The organism is Kocuria sp. CCUG 69068, from assembly GCF_020833785.1.
Taxonomy (GTDB): Bacteria; Actinomycetota; Actinomycetes; order Actinomycetales; family Micrococcaceae; genus Kocuria; species Kocuria rosea.
The window spans coordinates 16,670-29,641 of record NZ_PDDL01000038.1; the positions used below are offsets into that span (position 1 = coordinate 16,670).

The window sequence follows — 12,972 nt, forward strand, 5'->3', positions numbered from 1 at the left end:
GCGGCTGGCCCCCGGGACGGCCCGGGGGCCCGCCGCGGCATAAGATCGTTGTCCTGCCCGTCCCCACCGAGATCGAGGTCCCCATGACGCACGCACCGGCGCCCGCCCCTCCGGACGGCGCGGCCCCGCGCCGGGGCCGGCCCGGCTACGACCGCGAGACGCTGCTCGCCGTGTGCGTGGAGGTCTTCAACGTGCACGGCTACGACGCCACGTCGATGGGAACGCTGTCCAAGCACCTGGGGATCTCCAAGTCCGCGATCTACCACCACGTGGAGTCCAAGGAGGAGATCCTCGAGCAGGCGCTGGGCCGGGCCCTCGACGCGCTCGAGGAGGTCCTGGCCGCCGCCGAGCGGACGCAGGCCCCGGCGGTCGAGCGGCTCGAGCAGGTGATCCGCGGGACCGTGCACGTGCTCGTGGAGCAGATGCCGTACGTGACCCTGCTGCTGCGGCTGCGGGGCAACTCGGAGGTCGAGACGAGGGCGCTCGAGCGCCGCCGCACGGTCACCCGCCGGGTCGGCGCGCTCATCGAGCAGGCGCAGGCGGAGGGCGACCTGCGCCGCGACCTCAGCGGCCGGTCCGCCTCGCGGCTGCTCCTGGGCATGATCAACTCGATCGTCGACTGGTACCGTCCGGACCCGGACAGGGCCGACGACGGGCTGGCCGACACCGTGGTCGCGCTCGCCTTCTCGGGGCTGCGGGCCTCCTGAGCCCTCGCCCGGTCGCTCCGCCGAGCCCCGACCGCGGAGGCCGCTCGCCGCCGGGTCCCCCGAAGCACGCGATCCCCCACGCCCGGTGCGTGGGGGATCGCGTGCTTCGTGGGGACCCGGCAGTCCGGGGCGGGTCTCGCCCGGGTCAGGCGGTGGGCCAGGTCTTCGCGACCAGGGTCAGCACGTCGTAGGTCGCCACGATCTCGTCGTGCTGGTTGTGCAGGATCGCGTCCCAGCAGACCTCGCCGTACTCGTCGGTGACCCGCGGGGTGATCTGCTTGGCGGTGAGGGTCACCCGGATGTGGTCGTCGTAGGTCACCGGCGTGATGAAGCGCAGGTTCTCCAGGCCGTAGTTCGCCAGGACGGGACCGGGGGCGGGCTCCACGAACAGCCCGGCGGCCCAGGAGACCAGCAGGTAGCCGTGGGCCACCCGGCGCGGGAAGAACGGGTTGGCCGTGGCGGCCTCCTCGTCGGTGTGCGCGTAGAAGGTGTCGCCGGTCTTCTCGGCGAACTCGGTGATGTCCTCGAGGGTCACGGTGCGCAGCTCGGAGGCGAACTGGTCGCCGATCCGCAGCGTCTCCAGGGACTTGCGGAACGGGTGCTCGCCGGTGCCGTTCTCGACCGCCTCGCGGGTCACGGTGTTCGCCGCGGCGCCCCGGTGCCAGACCCCGGTCACCGCCGTGAGGATGTCCGGGGGCCCCTGGATCGCGGTGCGCTGCATGTAGTGCTTGACGCCGCGCACGCCGCCCAGCTCCTCGCCGCCGCCGGCGCGGCCGGGGCCGCCGTGGACGAGGTGCGGCATGGGGGAGCCGTGGCCGGTGGAGGTCTTCGCGTCCTGGCGGTTGAGGAAGTGCACGCGCCCGTGGTGCGAGCCGATGCCCGCGGTGAACCGGGCGGCGGTCGCGCCGTCGTTCGTGCACACGGTCGCCACGAGCGAGCCGCCGCCGAGCGCGGCGAGCCGCACGGCGTCGTCGACGTCGGTGTAGCCGAGCACGGAGGTGACGGGGCCGAAGGCCTCGACGAAGTGCACCTCCGGGGTGTCCGGGTCGTCGAAGGACAGCACCGTGACGGGGAAGAAGGCGCCCGCCCCGGTGTCGGCGTCGCCGACGGAGGCGTCCGGGCCGCCCAGGCGGACGGTGCCGCCGGCGGCGACCAGGCGCTCCACGGCCTTGCGGACCTCGCCCTGCTGCTCCTTGGAGGCCAGGGCGCCCATGGTGACGCCCTCGGTGCGCGGGTCGCCGATGACCACGCGCTGCTGCACGCGCTCGGCGACGGCGGCCACGACGTCCTCCACGCGGTCCTGCGGGACGATGACGCGCCGGATGGCCGTGCACTTCTGCCCGGCCTTGGAGGTGATCTCGACGAACACCGCCTTCACGAAGGCGTCGAACTCCGGGGTCTCCGGGGTGGCGTCGGGGCCGAGGATCGCGGCGTTGAGGGAGTCCGTCTCGGCGGTGAAGCGCACTCCGCCGTCGATGACGTTCTCGTGGTGGCGCAGCGACTGCGCGGTGCCGGCGGAGCCGGTGAAGGCCACGTGGTCGCGGTAGTCCAGGTGGTCGAGCAGGTCCCGGGCGGAGCCGGAGACCAGCTGCAGGGAGCCCTCCGGCAGGATGCCGGAGTCGATCATCAGGCGCACGCAGGCGGCCGTGACGTAGCCGGTCGGCGTGGCCGGCTTCACCAGGGTCGGCATGCCGGCGATGAAGGCGGGGGCGAACTTCTCGAGCATGCCCCACACCGGGAAGTTGAACGCGTTGATCTGCACGGCGACGCCGGGCATGCGGGTGTAGATGTGCTCGCCCAGGAAGGACCCGTCCTTGGAGAGCTGCTCCACCGCCCCGTCCACGACGACGTTGGCGTTGGGCAGCTCGCGCCGGCCCTTGGAGGAGAACGTGAAGAGGGTGCCGATGCCGCCGTCCACGTCGAAGAAGTGGTCCTTCAGCGTGGCCCCGGTCGAGTAGGAGACGTCGTAGAGCTCCTGCTTGTGCTCGGTGAGGTACTGGGCGAGCTCCTTGAGCTTGAGCGCCCGCTCGTGGATGGTGAGCTCCCCGAGGGAGCGCTGCCCCACGGTCCGGCCGTAGTCCACGGCGGAGGCGATGTCGATGCCGTCCGTGGACACGCGCGCCACGACCTCGCCGGTCGAGGCGTCGGCCACCTCCGTCACCTTCTGCGGGTTCTCCGGCGACCACCACCGGCCCCTCAGGTAGCTGGGGAGGATGGTCTGGGTCTGTGCTGCCACGGTGCGTGGTCCTTTCGCTCGGGTGCGCGCGGGCGGCCGGTCCGTCGCCCGCATCCTGACCGATCGTTCGGTATTATGACCACGATAACCTACGTCACACCCCGGGACCACTGCCCCACGGTGGTCCTGCCCCGTCGCCGAGCGCCCGAGGAGTGCCATGACCACGACCGAGACCCACGAGCCCTGGCGCATCGTCCTGGGCGAGCTCGACGAGAAGATGGGCGTCACCGTCCTCGAGGAGTCGGCGGAGCGCGTGGTCGCCTCCATGCCCGTCGAGGGCAACCGCCAGTCGCTGGGCCTGCTCCACGGCGGCGCCATGGTGGCCCTCGGCGAGGCCGTCGGTTCCTGGGCCGCGGTGATCCACGCCTCCACGATGGGCAAGGTCGCCGTGGGCGTGGACGTCAACGCCACCCACCACCGGTCATCCCGCACGGGCACCGTGACCGCCACGGCCACCGCCCTGCAGCTCGGACGCTCCCTCACGTGCCACGAGGTGGTCCTCGAGCACGAGGACGGCGCCCGGCTGTGCACCGTGCGGATCACCAACTTCCTCAAGGACAAGCCGCAGCAGGCCACGAACCCCGCCGAGGGCTAGACCGGGAACCAGGCCCGGGGTCCGCCCGCCGGCGGGTCAGGACGGGCTGTGGAGCCGCCGGCGCAGGGCGGCCAGCTCCTCGGGCGACAGCCCGGCGTCGACGAGCCAGCGCTCGGCGTCGAACCCGTCCAGCAGCTCCTCGAGGGCCGCGCGGCGCCCCGCGAGCAGCGGGGCGAGCTCGTGCTCGGGGTGGTGGCGCTCGACCGGGTGGGGGACGGGCGAGACGCGGTGCCACTCGTTGATCCCGCGCGCGGCGGCCTCGTCCTCCGCGACGAGGCGCTCCGGGGGCGCTCCGGCCAGCCCCAGGAGCAGCAGCGCGAGCACCCCCGTGCGGTCGCGGCCGGCCGAGCAGTGCACCACCACGGCGCCCTCGGCGGTCGCCACCGCCCGCACCGCCTCGGCCAGGAAGGCCGGGAACAGCCGCAGGTAGTCGCGGTAGCCGCGCGGGTGGTGCAGATAGGGCGTGCCCACCAGCGGGAACTGCGGATGGGCGGGGTCCTCGGTGGGGCGGTGCAGCACCGTGATGCCGGCGCGGGCGGCCGGGTCGTCCGCGGGGTCCGTGGGCCGGCGCCGCCGCTCGTCCGCGTTGCGCAGGTCCACGACCGTGCGCACCCCGTCCGCCGCGGCGGCGCGCCACCCCGAGGGGCTCAGCCGCTCGGAGCGGCCCATCCGCCACACGTCGCCGGCCAGGCGCCGGGCGTTGAGCGCGCCGTCCCACGCGGCGGGGGTCCCGGGCTGTGCGTGCATGCCCCCACCCTAGGACCCGAGTCCGACGGCGCGTCCCGCCCGCCCGCGCCCGGGAGGGCGGGACGGCAGGGGGCGGGTGCTACTGGTCGTAGTCGAAGAAGCCCTTGCCGGTCTTGCGGCCGAGCTCGCCGCGGGCCACCATGTCCCGCATCAGCTGCGGGGGGGCGAAGCGCGGGCCGAGCTGCGACTCGAGGTACTCGGCGATGCCCAGGCGCACGTCCAGGCCCACGATGTCCGTCAGGGCCAGGGGGCCGACCGGGAACCTGTAGCCCAGGACCATGGCGTTGTCGATGTCGGCGGGAGAGGCCACGCCCTCCTCGACCATGCGGATGGCCTCGAGGGCGATCGCCACGCCCAGCCGCGACGAGGCGAAGCCGGGGGCGTCGTTGACGACCACCGGGGTCTTGCCGAGGCCCTCGACCCACTGCACCGAGAGCCGCCTGAGCTCCTCGCCGGTGTGCTTCGAGTTCACGACCTCCACGAGCTTCGAGGCCGGCACGGGGTTGAAGAAGTGCAGCCCGCAGAACCGCTCGGGGCGTCCCAGCTGCTCGGCCAGCCCGTCCACGGACAGCGAGGAGGTGTTGGTGGCCAGCCACGCGGTCTCGGGGAGGTGGCGCTCGACCTCCTGCAGGGCCGCGACCTTCAGGTCCCACGCCTCGGGGACGGCCTCGACGACGAGCTCGCAGTCCGCGAAGTCGGCGTGGTCGAGGGAGACGGTCAAGTTCTCGGCCCACTCGTCCAGGTTGCCGTCCACGCCCCCGCGCTCCAGGGACTTGGCGAGGTCCCGCTCGATCCGCTCGCGGGCGGCCTCCGCTGCCTGCCCGTCCCGCTCCACCACGGTCACCCTCGCCCCGGCGAGCAGGAAGGCGTGGGCGATGCCCGCGCCCATGCGGCCTCCGCCCAGGACGCCGACGACGGCGGGAACGGCCAGTGCGTGCTTCTCGGTCATGGTCGGGGTGCTCCTACTTCTTGTTCTTCTTGCGGTCCAGGAAGGCCTGCATGCGGTCGAACTTCGCCTCCGACTCGAAGAGCACGGCCTGGGCCAGCTCGTCGATGTGCGGGTGGGCGGACGGGGGTGCCGCGAAGACCCGCTTGGAGATCCGCACGGCCAGGGGGTCCTGGGCGCCGATCCGGTCGGCGAGCGCGTGCGCGGCGCCGACGAGCTCCGCGGGCTCGTGCAGCTCGGTGACGAGGTGCAGGGCCAGGGCCTCGTCCGCGCCGAGGAGCCGGCCGGCGAGCAGGATGTCCAGGGCGACCGCCTCGCCGACCAGCTCCTTGAGCCGCCACAGCCCGCCGGCGGCGGCGATGATGCCCAGATTCGTCTCCGGCTGGCCGATCGTGAGGTGCGGGGTGGCGATGCGGAAGTCCGCGGCGTAGGCCAGCTCCGCGCCGCCGCCCAGGGCGTAGCCGTCGATCGCGGCGATCACCGGCATGGGCAGCCTGTGGATGCGGTCGAAGATCCGGGAGTTGATCCCGGCCAGGGCGTCGTCGCGGCGGCGCTCGCGCAGCTGGGCGATGTCGGCGCCGGAGGCGAAGATCCCCCGGCCGTTCACCTCGGTGCCGGAGAGGATCAGGATCTTCGGGTGCCGCTCGAGGTGGCCGCACACGGTGTGCAGCTCCTCGACCATGGTCGCGTCGATGGCGTTGCGCACGTCGGGGCGGTCCAGGACCACGTGCAGGCGGTCCTCGCGCTCCTCGAGCCGCAGGGCGGTGAACTCCGTGCCGAGGATCTCGCTGGGCCCGACCATCAGAGCTTCTCCACGAGCATCGCGGTGCCCTGGCCCACGCCCACGCACATGGTGGCCAGGCCGCGGTCGGCGCCCTCGCGCTCCATCCGGCCCAGCAGCGTCACCACGAGCCGGGAGCCGGAGGAGCCCAGCGGGTGGCCGAGCGCGATCGCCCCGCCGTCGTTGTTGACGGTGCCGGCGTCGAGGCCGAGGCGGCGGATGCAGGCCAGGGACTGGGATGCGAAGGCCTCGTTGAGCTCGACCGCCCCGAGGTCGCCGATGCCCCACCCGGTGCGCCCGAGCACCTTCTGGGTGGCGGGGACGGGGCCGATGCCCATGATCTCCGGGGCCACGCCGGCGGAGGCACCGTCGACGATCCGGGCCCGGGCGGCCAGCCCGTACTTCTCGGCCGCGCGCTCGGAGACCACGAGGATCGCCGAGGCGCCGTCGTTGAGGGAGGAGGCGTTGCCGGCGGTGACGACCGTCCCGTGGTCCACCACGGGGCGCAGCTTCGCGAGGGCGTCCATCGTGGTGCCCGGGCGGGGGCCCTCGTCCGTGTCGACGACGGTCGTCGCACCCTTGCGGCCCGTGACGGTCACCGGGACGATCTCGGGGGCGAAGCGCCCGGCGTCGATCGCGGCGATCGCCTTCTCGTGGGAGGCCACGGCGAAGGCGTCGGCGTCCTCGCGCGAGATCCCGTCGACGATCGCGACCTCCTCGGCCGTCTCCGGCATCGAGTAGGTCATCTTGTCCTGCTTCTTGAACTCGGGGTTGGTGAAGCGCCAGCCGATGGAGGTGTCGAAGACGTCGCCGGGCTTCGCGAACGCCTTGGCCGGCTTCTCCATCACCCAGGGGGCGCGGGACATGGACTCCACGCCGCCGGCGACGACGATGTCGGCGGCGCCGGCCTTGATCATGTGGGAGGCCATGATGATGGCCGAGAGCCCGGAGGCGCAGAGCCGGTTGACGGTGATGCCGGGGACGGTGTCGGGGAAGCCGGCGAGCAGCCAGGCCATGCGGGCGACGTTGCGGTTCTCCTCGCCGGCGCCGTTGGCGTTGCCGAGGATCACCTCGTCGACGTCGTGCGGGTCGATCCCGGCGTCGGTCACCGCGTGCTTGACCACGAGGGCGGCGAGGTCGTCGGGGCGCACGCTCGCCAGCGCGCCGCCGTAGCGGCCCACCGGGGTGCGGGCCCCGCCGACGAGGAGGGCCTGAGGGGTTGCGGGCATGGGTGGGCTCCTGTCGCGACGGGGTGCGGCCGGCATCCGGGCATCGTCGCCCGAATTTACCGACCGATCGTTCATCAAACCTTCCCACGCGTGCGCCCGCGGGGTCAACAGAGCTGCGACAGCAATCGCCTGTGGCCTGCTTCACAAATCAAGGTCCGGGGGCTACCGTGGAACTGATACAGCATTTGACTATCCCGGGCCCTGCGCGGCCCCACGAAGGAGACGGCACATGGGCACCACCAAGTCTTTCGCGTCCTCGGCGGACCTCGGCGAGAAGCAGAAGACCCTCGAGATCCTGGCCGAGGGCGTCTACGCCCTCACGGCCGAGGGGGACCCGAACATCGGGGCGATCGAGGGGGAGGACTTCCTGGTCTGCTTCGAGGCCCTGGCCACCCCCGTGGTGGCCGCCGAGTGGCTGGCGGAGCTGCGGAAGCACACCGACAAGCCGATCCGCTACCTGGTGCTCTCCCACTACCACGCGGTGCGCGTGCTCGGCGCCTCGGCCTTCCAGGCCGAGACGATCGTCGCCCACGAGAACACCTACGACCTCATCGTGGAGCGCGGCAAGGAGGACTGGGCCTCCGAGTTCGGCCGCATGCCGCGCCTGGCCAAGGGCGCGGACACCGTCCCGGGCCTGACCTGGCCCACGGTGACCTTCCGGGACAAGCTGACCATCGACCTCGGCGGGGACCGCGGGGACCTCGTGCTCCAGCACTTCGGCCGCGGCCACACCGAGGGCGACATCGTCGCCTGGCTGCCCCAGCAGAAGATCCTCTTCGCCGGGGACCTGGTCGAGGCCGAGGCCGCCCTCTACACCGGGGACGCCTTCCACCGCGACTGGGCGAGCCACACCCTCGACGCCGTCAAGGCGCTGGGTGCGGAGCAGCTCGTGGGCGGGCGCGGGGCGGTCTCGAGGGGCCGGGAGGCCGTGGACGCGGCGATCGAGCAGACCCGCCGCTTCCTGGACGTCATGATCGAGGAGGTCGGCACCGTCCAGAAGAACGGCGGGACGCTCAAGGACGCCTTCGAGGCCGTGCACACCGCCCTCTACGACGACTTCGGCCACTGGCCGATCTTCGAGCACTGCCTGCCCTTCGACGTCTCCCGGCTGTGGGACGAGCTCTCGGGCATCGAACGGCCCGTCATCTGGACCGCCGAGCGCGACCGCGAGGTCTGGGACCAGCTCCAGAACGGCTGACCCGGTCCCCACGAGCAGCGACACGAGAACGAGGAGGGCGACAGTGAGACGATTCGACTCCGGCAAGGTGCTGGTGCTCGGCAACGGGCCCGTGGGCCAGACCGCGGCGCTGCTGCTGGCGCGGTGGGGCATCCCCGTCACGGTCCTGGACGCCCGCGCCGAGCGGGACCCCATCGGGTCCAAGGCGATCTGCCAGCAGCGCGACGTCCTGGAGGTCTGGGAGGCCGTGGGCGTGGGCCGGCAGGTGGCCGCCGAGGGCGTCACGTGGGACACCGCGCGCACCTTCTACCGGGAGAAGGAGCTGTTCGCCCAGCCCTTCCGGGACAGGGGGCAGTCCCCGTTCCCGCCGTTCGTGAACATCTCGCAGACCCGCACCGAGGAGCTGCTCGCGCAGAAGATCGCCGCCGAGCCGCTGATCGAGGAGGTCTGGGGCCACGAGATCGTCTCGATCACCCAGGACGAGCGCTCCGTGACCGTGGTGTGCTCCTGCCGCGACGGGGGCCGGGCCGAGATCGTGGCCGACTACGCGATCGCCGCGCTCGGCTCGAAGGCGCGCTGGCTGCGCGACCAGCTCGGGGTGAGCTTCGACGGCCGCTCGTTCGAGGACAAGTTCCTGATCTGCGACATCCGGGCCGACATCCCCGGCTGGGCCACCGAGCGCCGCTTCTACTTCGACCCCGAGTGGAACCCCGGCCGGCAGGTGCTCATCCACCCGTGCCCGGACTCGACCTTCCGGATCGACTGGCAGGTGCCCGGCGACTACGACCTCGACGCCGAGGAGGCCTCCGGGGCCCTCGACGCGAGGATCCGCCAGATCATCGGGGACACGGACTACGAGATCGTCTGGAAGTCCGTCTACCGCTTCCACGCCCGGCTGGCCTCCCGGATGCGGGTGGGCCGGGTGCTGCTGGCCGGGGACTGCGCGCACATCGTCTCCCCGTTCGGCGCCCGCGGGCTCAACTCGGGCGTGGGCGACGCCGAGAACGCCGCCTGGAAGCTGACCTCGGTGCTGCGCGGCAACGCCGATCCGGCGCTGCTGGAGTCCTACGACGTCGAGCGCCGCGCCGCCGCCGTCGAGAACCTCGAGGTCACCGAGGCCACCATGGACTTCCTCGTGCCCCGCACCGAGGAGCAGCTGGCCGAGCGGCTCGCCAAGCTCGAGCGGGCGATCGGCGACCCGGCCGCGTCCACCTACGTGGACTCCGGGCGCCTGGCCGAGCCCTTCTGGTACGTCGACTCCCCGCTCACCACCCCGCACCCCACCCGGACCTTCGCCGGGCGCCCACCCAAGGGGGAGGTCCCCGACCCCGTCCCCGGGGTGCTGCTGCCGGACGTCCCGGTCGCCGTCCCGGGCATCGCCGCCGACCGCGTCCGCGAGCTCGCCCGCTTCGGGATCCTGCTCCTCACCGGCCCGGCGGTCGACCAGGAGCTCGTGCGCGGGACCGCGCTCGCCGCCATCCGGTCCCCGCTGCGCCTGCACGCCATCGCGGACATCGACACCACCGGCAAGCTCGCCGAGGCGCTGAAGCCGGAGCCGACCGACGTGTGGGTGATCCGCCCCGACTCGCACATCGCGGCCGTGGTGGACGGCGCGGACCCCCGGGCGCTGAGCCGGGCCCTGCAGAACACCGTCGCCGCCCCCGGTTCGGAGGCGGCCCGGGTCCTCGCCGAGCGCGAGCGGCCGCACGGTCCCCCCAGGCGGCGGGGCTCCGTGCCGGAGACCGTGCCCCAGGAGGTCGCCGCCGCCGGCTGACGGCGGACCCGTGAGATCCTGGCGTCCTCATCGCAGACTCGAGCCGGCGCGTCCCGCCGGGGTCACCGGAGGTGCAGGATGTCGTTCCAGGAGTCCATGGAGCTCGTCGGGGAGGCCGTCGACGTCGCCGGCGTGGTCGCCATCGTCGTCGGGACGGTGGTGGCGACCCCCCTGGCCGGGCGGGACCTGCTGGGGCGGGGGAGCGGGGGGCGCGACACCTACGAGAGCTACCGGCAGCGGCTCGGCCGTTCGATCCTGCTGGGCCTGGAGCTGCTCGTGGCCGCGGACATCATCAAGACCGTCGCCATCACCCCCACGTTCGAGTCGGTGGGGGTGCTGGCGCTCATCGTGGTCGTGCGGACCTTCCTCAGCTGGTCCCTCGAGCTCGAGATCAGCGGGCGGTGGCCGTGGCAGAAGAAGCAGGACGAGGCGGCGCCCCTGCCCGAGCGCGCCGCGTAGGCCCGCCGGCCCCCGGCCGGGCGCTCAGGCCTCGGGCGGGTACTCCTCCGGGCGCAGGTCCCGGCTGCACGGGACCCGGTGGCCGGGCACCAGCTGGTTGGCGGCCCGCGCCAGGCTGTCCCGGTGCCGGGGCGGCAGGTACAGGGCGTGGTGCAGGTAGGCGTCGAGCTCCAGCTCCCCGACCTCTCCGCCCAGGTGGACGTACCGCAGCCACAGGTCGCGCGCACCCAGCCCGGTGCTCGTCAGCGCGGTGCGGATCAACCTGGCCTGCGTCCTGGCGATCGTCCGGTCGTCCATCTGACCCCTTCTGCCCGCTGCCACCAGGATAGTCGGCGGACCGGGGCGGGGGCAGGGCGCACGGGCACCCGGACCGGGCCCTCGGGGGCGTCCGGGCCCGCGGCTATCCGCGGTCCGGTTCCGGGCGCGCCTGCGCGCGCAGCCCCGCGCCGACGGCGCCCAGCCACGCCTCCACCGACGAGCGGGCCTGCCCGGTGCCCGGGTAGCGCGCCCGCAGGTGCAGGCCGCCCTCGCCCACCACGAACCACACCTGCACCCCGGTGGTCGGCGCCGACGCGGAGATGTGCTGCGCCCGCAGCTCCGGCGCCAGGGTGGCGGGCAGCCGCCGGTAGTCGAGGTAGGACAGCATGAACATCCCCGGCGGGACGGGCATGCCGCCGTGGGGCCGCAGGATCGGCTCCAGGGCGTGCGAGCCCAGCTCCAGCGTCTCGCGCACGGCGGCGCGGCAGGCCTGCGGATCGGGGTCCGAGCACTCGAGCACCGAGTTGGTGATGAACCAGCCCACGGCGTCGCGCCAGTGCGGCTCGGTGCGGCTGTGCACGGGCAGGACCGCGCGCAGGGGCCGGCCGGCCAGCTCGGCGGTCGCCCGGGTCAGCACCGAGACCACCAGGACCAGCAGCCGGACGTGCAGCCCGTCGGCGCGCGCCTCCAGGCGGGCCAGGCCCTCGGCGTCGAGGACGTCGTGCGTGGTCACCGTCTCGGGTGCCGGGGCGCCGGGCTCCCCCAGCGGCAGGGGGAAGACGGGCAGGGCGCCGTCGCCGTCCGCGAGGATCCGCGCCCAGCGCCGCACCACGTGCGGCGGTGCCGGGGGACGGGCGGCGAGCTCCCGCGTGTGCTCGGCGAAGGACGCCGCGGGCGCCCGGCCCGCGCCGGCCGGGCGGCCGGCGCGGAGATCGTCCAGCCCGTCGAGCAGGTCCCGGGCGAGCAGGGGCAGGGACCAGGCGTCCACGTGCGCGTGGTCGGCGGCGAGCACGACGACGGCGGGCCCGGCCGCGGGCTCGATCAGGCACAGCCGGTGCGAGGGCCGGGCCAGCGGGGAGCAGGCGGCGTCGGCCACCGCCTGCAGGGCCGCCCGCGTCCCGGCGGCGCCGACCTCGTGCCGGGTCCACACGGGGCGCACGGCGTCGGCGATCTCGTGCAGCCGGACGCGGCCGTCGTCGTCGGCGGAGAAGACGGTGCGCAGCGTGTGGTGCCGCCGCACGACACCCGCCCAGGCCTCGCCCAGGTGCGCGGCGTCCACCGGCGCGGGAAGCTCCACGGCCACGGCCATCCAGGACCCCGGGCGGGGACCGGCTCCCACGTGCATGCCCTGGTCGAAGGACACCGGCAGCGGCCGGCCGGCGCCCTCGGCGGGGACGGTGCAGCTGGACAGGCGGCCCTCGGGCAGCCGGGCGTGCGTGATGCTGGTCAGCCGCATGCGCACCTCCTGGTCGGGCCGGGGGGCCGGCCGCCGAGGACGCGTCCGGTCCACGGGTGGTCACAATCTACGCGTACCGTGGCGGCATGCCGACGCTCGAGCTCCCCCGCTGCCGCCTGACCTACGACGTGACCGGCTCCGGCCCGCCTGCCGTCCAGCTGCACGGGCTGCTGTCCGACCGGGCCGCCAACACCGCGGGCGGTCTGGACCTGGCGGCCGAGCTGAGCGGGCACCGGACGGTGCGCTACGACGCCCGGGGCCACGGCGGCTCCGCCGCGGAGCCCGTGGCCGCGGACTGGACCTGGCCCCGGCTGGCCGAGGACCTGCTGCGCCTGCTGGACGCCGTGGCGCCCGGTGAGCCGGTCCACGGGATCGGCCCGTCCATGGGGGCGGCCACGCTGCTGCACGCCGCCCTCGCCGAGCCCGGGCGGTTCCGCTCGCTGACGCTCTGCGTGCCCTCCACGGCCTGGGCCTCGCGCCGCGGCCAGGCGGGGACCTACCGGCAGGGCGCGGACCTGGTGGAGCGCCACGGCCTCGAGGCCTACCTCCGGGCCGGCCAGGCCGCGACCCGGCCGCCCGCCGTGGCGGACCGGCCGGTGCACCCGCC

13 protein-coding genes are annotated in these 12,972 nt (G+C 74.0%); 6 read left to right on the forward strand and 7 right to left on the reverse strand.

What is annotated here, in order from left to right:
- Nucleotides 1-83 precede the first annotated feature (83 nt).
- A complete protein-coding gene (locus CRM73_RS09320) occupies nt 84-707 on the forward strand; it encodes a TetR/AcrR family transcriptional regulator (RefSeq protein ID WP_109268533.1) in 624 nt (207 codons plus the stop codon).
- Between the two features lie 145 nt (nt 708-852).
- Here CRM73_RS09320 and paaZ read toward each other — a convergent pair whose 3' ends face one another.
- Nucleotides 853-2,997: a phenylacetic acid degradation bifunctional protein PaaZ gene (paaZ, locus tag CRM73_RS09325; protein WP_051063744.1), complete on the reverse strand. Its 2,145-nt coding sequence runs from the start codon at nt 2,995-2,997 to the stop codon at nt 853-855.
- Nucleotides 2,998-3,100: 103 nt separating this feature from the next.
- On the opposite strand from paaZ, the gene CRM73_RS09330 reads away from it, so the two are divergent.
- Nucleotides 3,101-3,538 (forward strand): PaaI family thioesterase, encoded by a 438-nt coding sequence (locus CRM73_RS09330; RefSeq protein WP_017833096.1) that lies wholly within the window; start codon nt 3,101-3,103, stop codon nt 3,536-3,538.
- A gap of 36 nt (nt 3,539-3,574) precedes the next feature.
- Here the strand turns inward: CRM73_RS09330 and CRM73_RS09335 are convergent, their stop codons facing one another.
- The 4 genes from CRM73_RS09335 to CRM73_RS09350 all read right to left on the reverse strand — a co-directional run bounded on the left by CRM73_RS09335 (nt 3,575) and on the right by CRM73_RS09350 (nt 7,241).
- Nucleotides 3,575-4,285, reverse strand: a complete 711-nt coding sequence (locus CRM73_RS09335; protein WP_017833097.1) for a tyrosine-protein phosphatase — start codon at nt 4,283-4,285, stop codon at nt 3,575-3,577.
- Nucleotides 4,286-4,364: 79 nt separating this feature from the next.
- Nucleotides 4,365-5,234 carry a 3-hydroxyacyl-CoA dehydrogenase family protein gene (locus tag CRM73_RS09340; protein WP_115163077.1) on the reverse strand — a complete coding sequence of 290 codons (870 nt, stop codon included), beginning with the start codon at nt 5,232-5,234 and terminating at the stop codon, nt 4,365-4,367.
- 13 nt (nt 5,235-5,247) lie between these two features.
- A complete protein-coding gene (locus tag CRM73_RS09345) occupies nt 5,248-6,033 on the reverse strand; it encodes an enoyl-CoA hydratase/isomerase family protein (RefSeq protein ID WP_229587480.1) in 786 nt (261 codons plus the stop codon).
- Nucleotides 6,033-7,241 (reverse strand): acetyl-CoA C-acyltransferase, encoded by a 1,209-nt coding sequence (locus tag CRM73_RS09350; RefSeq protein ID WP_229587481.1) that lies wholly within the window; start codon nt 7,239-7,241, stop codon nt 6,033-6,035. The genes CRM73_RS09345 and CRM73_RS09350 overlap by 1 nt, the downstream gene beginning before the upstream one ends.
- Before the next feature lie 229 nt (nt 7,242-7,470).
- Between CRM73_RS09350 and CRM73_RS09355 the strand changes: the two genes are divergently transcribed.
- The 3 genes from CRM73_RS09355 (at nt 7,471) to CRM73_RS09365 (ending at nt 10,651) form a co-directional block, all read left to right on the forward strand.
- A complete protein-coding gene (locus CRM73_RS09355; RefSeq protein ID WP_229587482.1) occupies nt 7,471-8,439 on the forward strand; it encodes an MBL fold metallo-hydrolase in 969 nt (322 codons plus the stop codon).
- Nucleotides 8,440-8,482: 43 nt separating this feature from the next.
- Nucleotides 8,483-10,192: an FAD-dependent monooxygenase gene (locus tag CRM73_RS09360; protein WP_229587483.1), complete on the forward strand. Its 1,710-nt coding sequence runs from the start codon at nt 8,483-8,485 to the stop codon at nt 10,190-10,192.
- Between the two features lie 78 nt (nt 10,193-10,270).
- Entirely contained in the window at nt 10,271-10,651 is a 381-nt protein-coding gene (locus CRM73_RS09365; RefSeq protein WP_229587484.1) for a DUF1622 domain-containing protein, read from the forward strand.
- A gap of 24 nt (nt 10,652-10,675) precedes the next feature.
- On the opposite strand, the gene CRM73_RS09370 is transcribed toward CRM73_RS09365, so the two are convergent.
- Complete coding sequence (locus CRM73_RS09370; RefSeq protein WP_052132991.1) at nt 10,676-10,948, reverse strand: hypothetical protein; 273 nt, start codon at nt 10,946-10,948, stop codon at nt 10,676-10,678.
- A gap of 103 nt (nt 10,949-11,051) precedes the next feature.
- Nucleotides 11,052-12,365, reverse strand: a complete 1,314-nt coding sequence (locus tag CRM73_RS09375) for a condensation domain-containing protein (RefSeq protein WP_052132990.1) — start codon at nt 12,363-12,365, stop codon at nt 11,052-11,054.
- Between the two features lie 86 nt (nt 12,366-12,451).
- Between CRM73_RS09375 and CRM73_RS09380 the strand changes: the two genes are divergently transcribed.
- The coding region (locus tag CRM73_RS09380; RefSeq protein ID WP_229587485.1) for an alpha/beta fold hydrolase at nt 12,452-12,972 on the forward strand (521 nt) is incomplete at its 3' end.

Coding starts and splice junctions, on each gene's coding strand:
- CRM73_RS09320 (WP_109268533.1), top strand. CDS start 84: ATGACGCACGCACCGGCGCCCGCCCCTCCGGACGGCGCGGCCCCGCGC.
- paaZ (WP_051063744.1), bottom strand. CDS start 2,997: ATGCGGGCGACGGACCGGCCGCCCGCGCGCACCCGAGCGAAAGGACCA.
- CRM73_RS09330 (WP_017833096.1), top strand. CDS start 3,101: ATGACCACGACCGAGACCCACGAGCCCTGGCGCATCGTCCTGGGCGAG.
- CRM73_RS09335 (WP_017833097.1), bottom strand. CDS start 4,285: ATGCACGCACAGCCCGGGACCCCCGCCGCGTGGGACGGCGCGCTCAAC.
- CRM73_RS09340 (WP_115163077.1), bottom strand. CDS start 5,234: ATGACCGAGAAGCACGCACTGGCCGTTCCCGCCGTCGTCGGCGTCCTG.
- CRM73_RS09345 (WP_229587480.1), bottom strand. CDS start 6,033: ATGGTCGGGCCCAGCGAGATCCTCGGCACGGAGTTCACCGCCCTGCGG.
- CRM73_RS09350 (WP_229587481.1), bottom strand. CDS start 7,241: ATGCCCGCAACCCCTCAGGCCCTCCTCGTCGGCGGGGCCCGCACCCCG.
- CRM73_RS09355 (WP_229587482.1), top strand. CDS start 7,471: ATGGGCACCACCAAGTCTTTCGCGTCCTCGGCGGACCTCGGCGAGAAG.
- CRM73_RS09365 (WP_229587484.1), top strand. CDS start 10,271: ATGTCGTTCCAGGAGTCCATGGAGCTCGTCGGGGAGGCCGTCGACGTC.
- CRM73_RS09370 (WP_052132991.1), bottom strand. CDS start 10,948: ATGGACGACCGGACGATCGCCAGGACGCAGGCCAGGTTGATCCGCACC.
- CRM73_RS09375 (WP_052132990.1), bottom strand. CDS start 12,365: ATGCGGCTGACCAGCATCACGCACGCCCGGCTGCCCGAGGGCCGCCTG.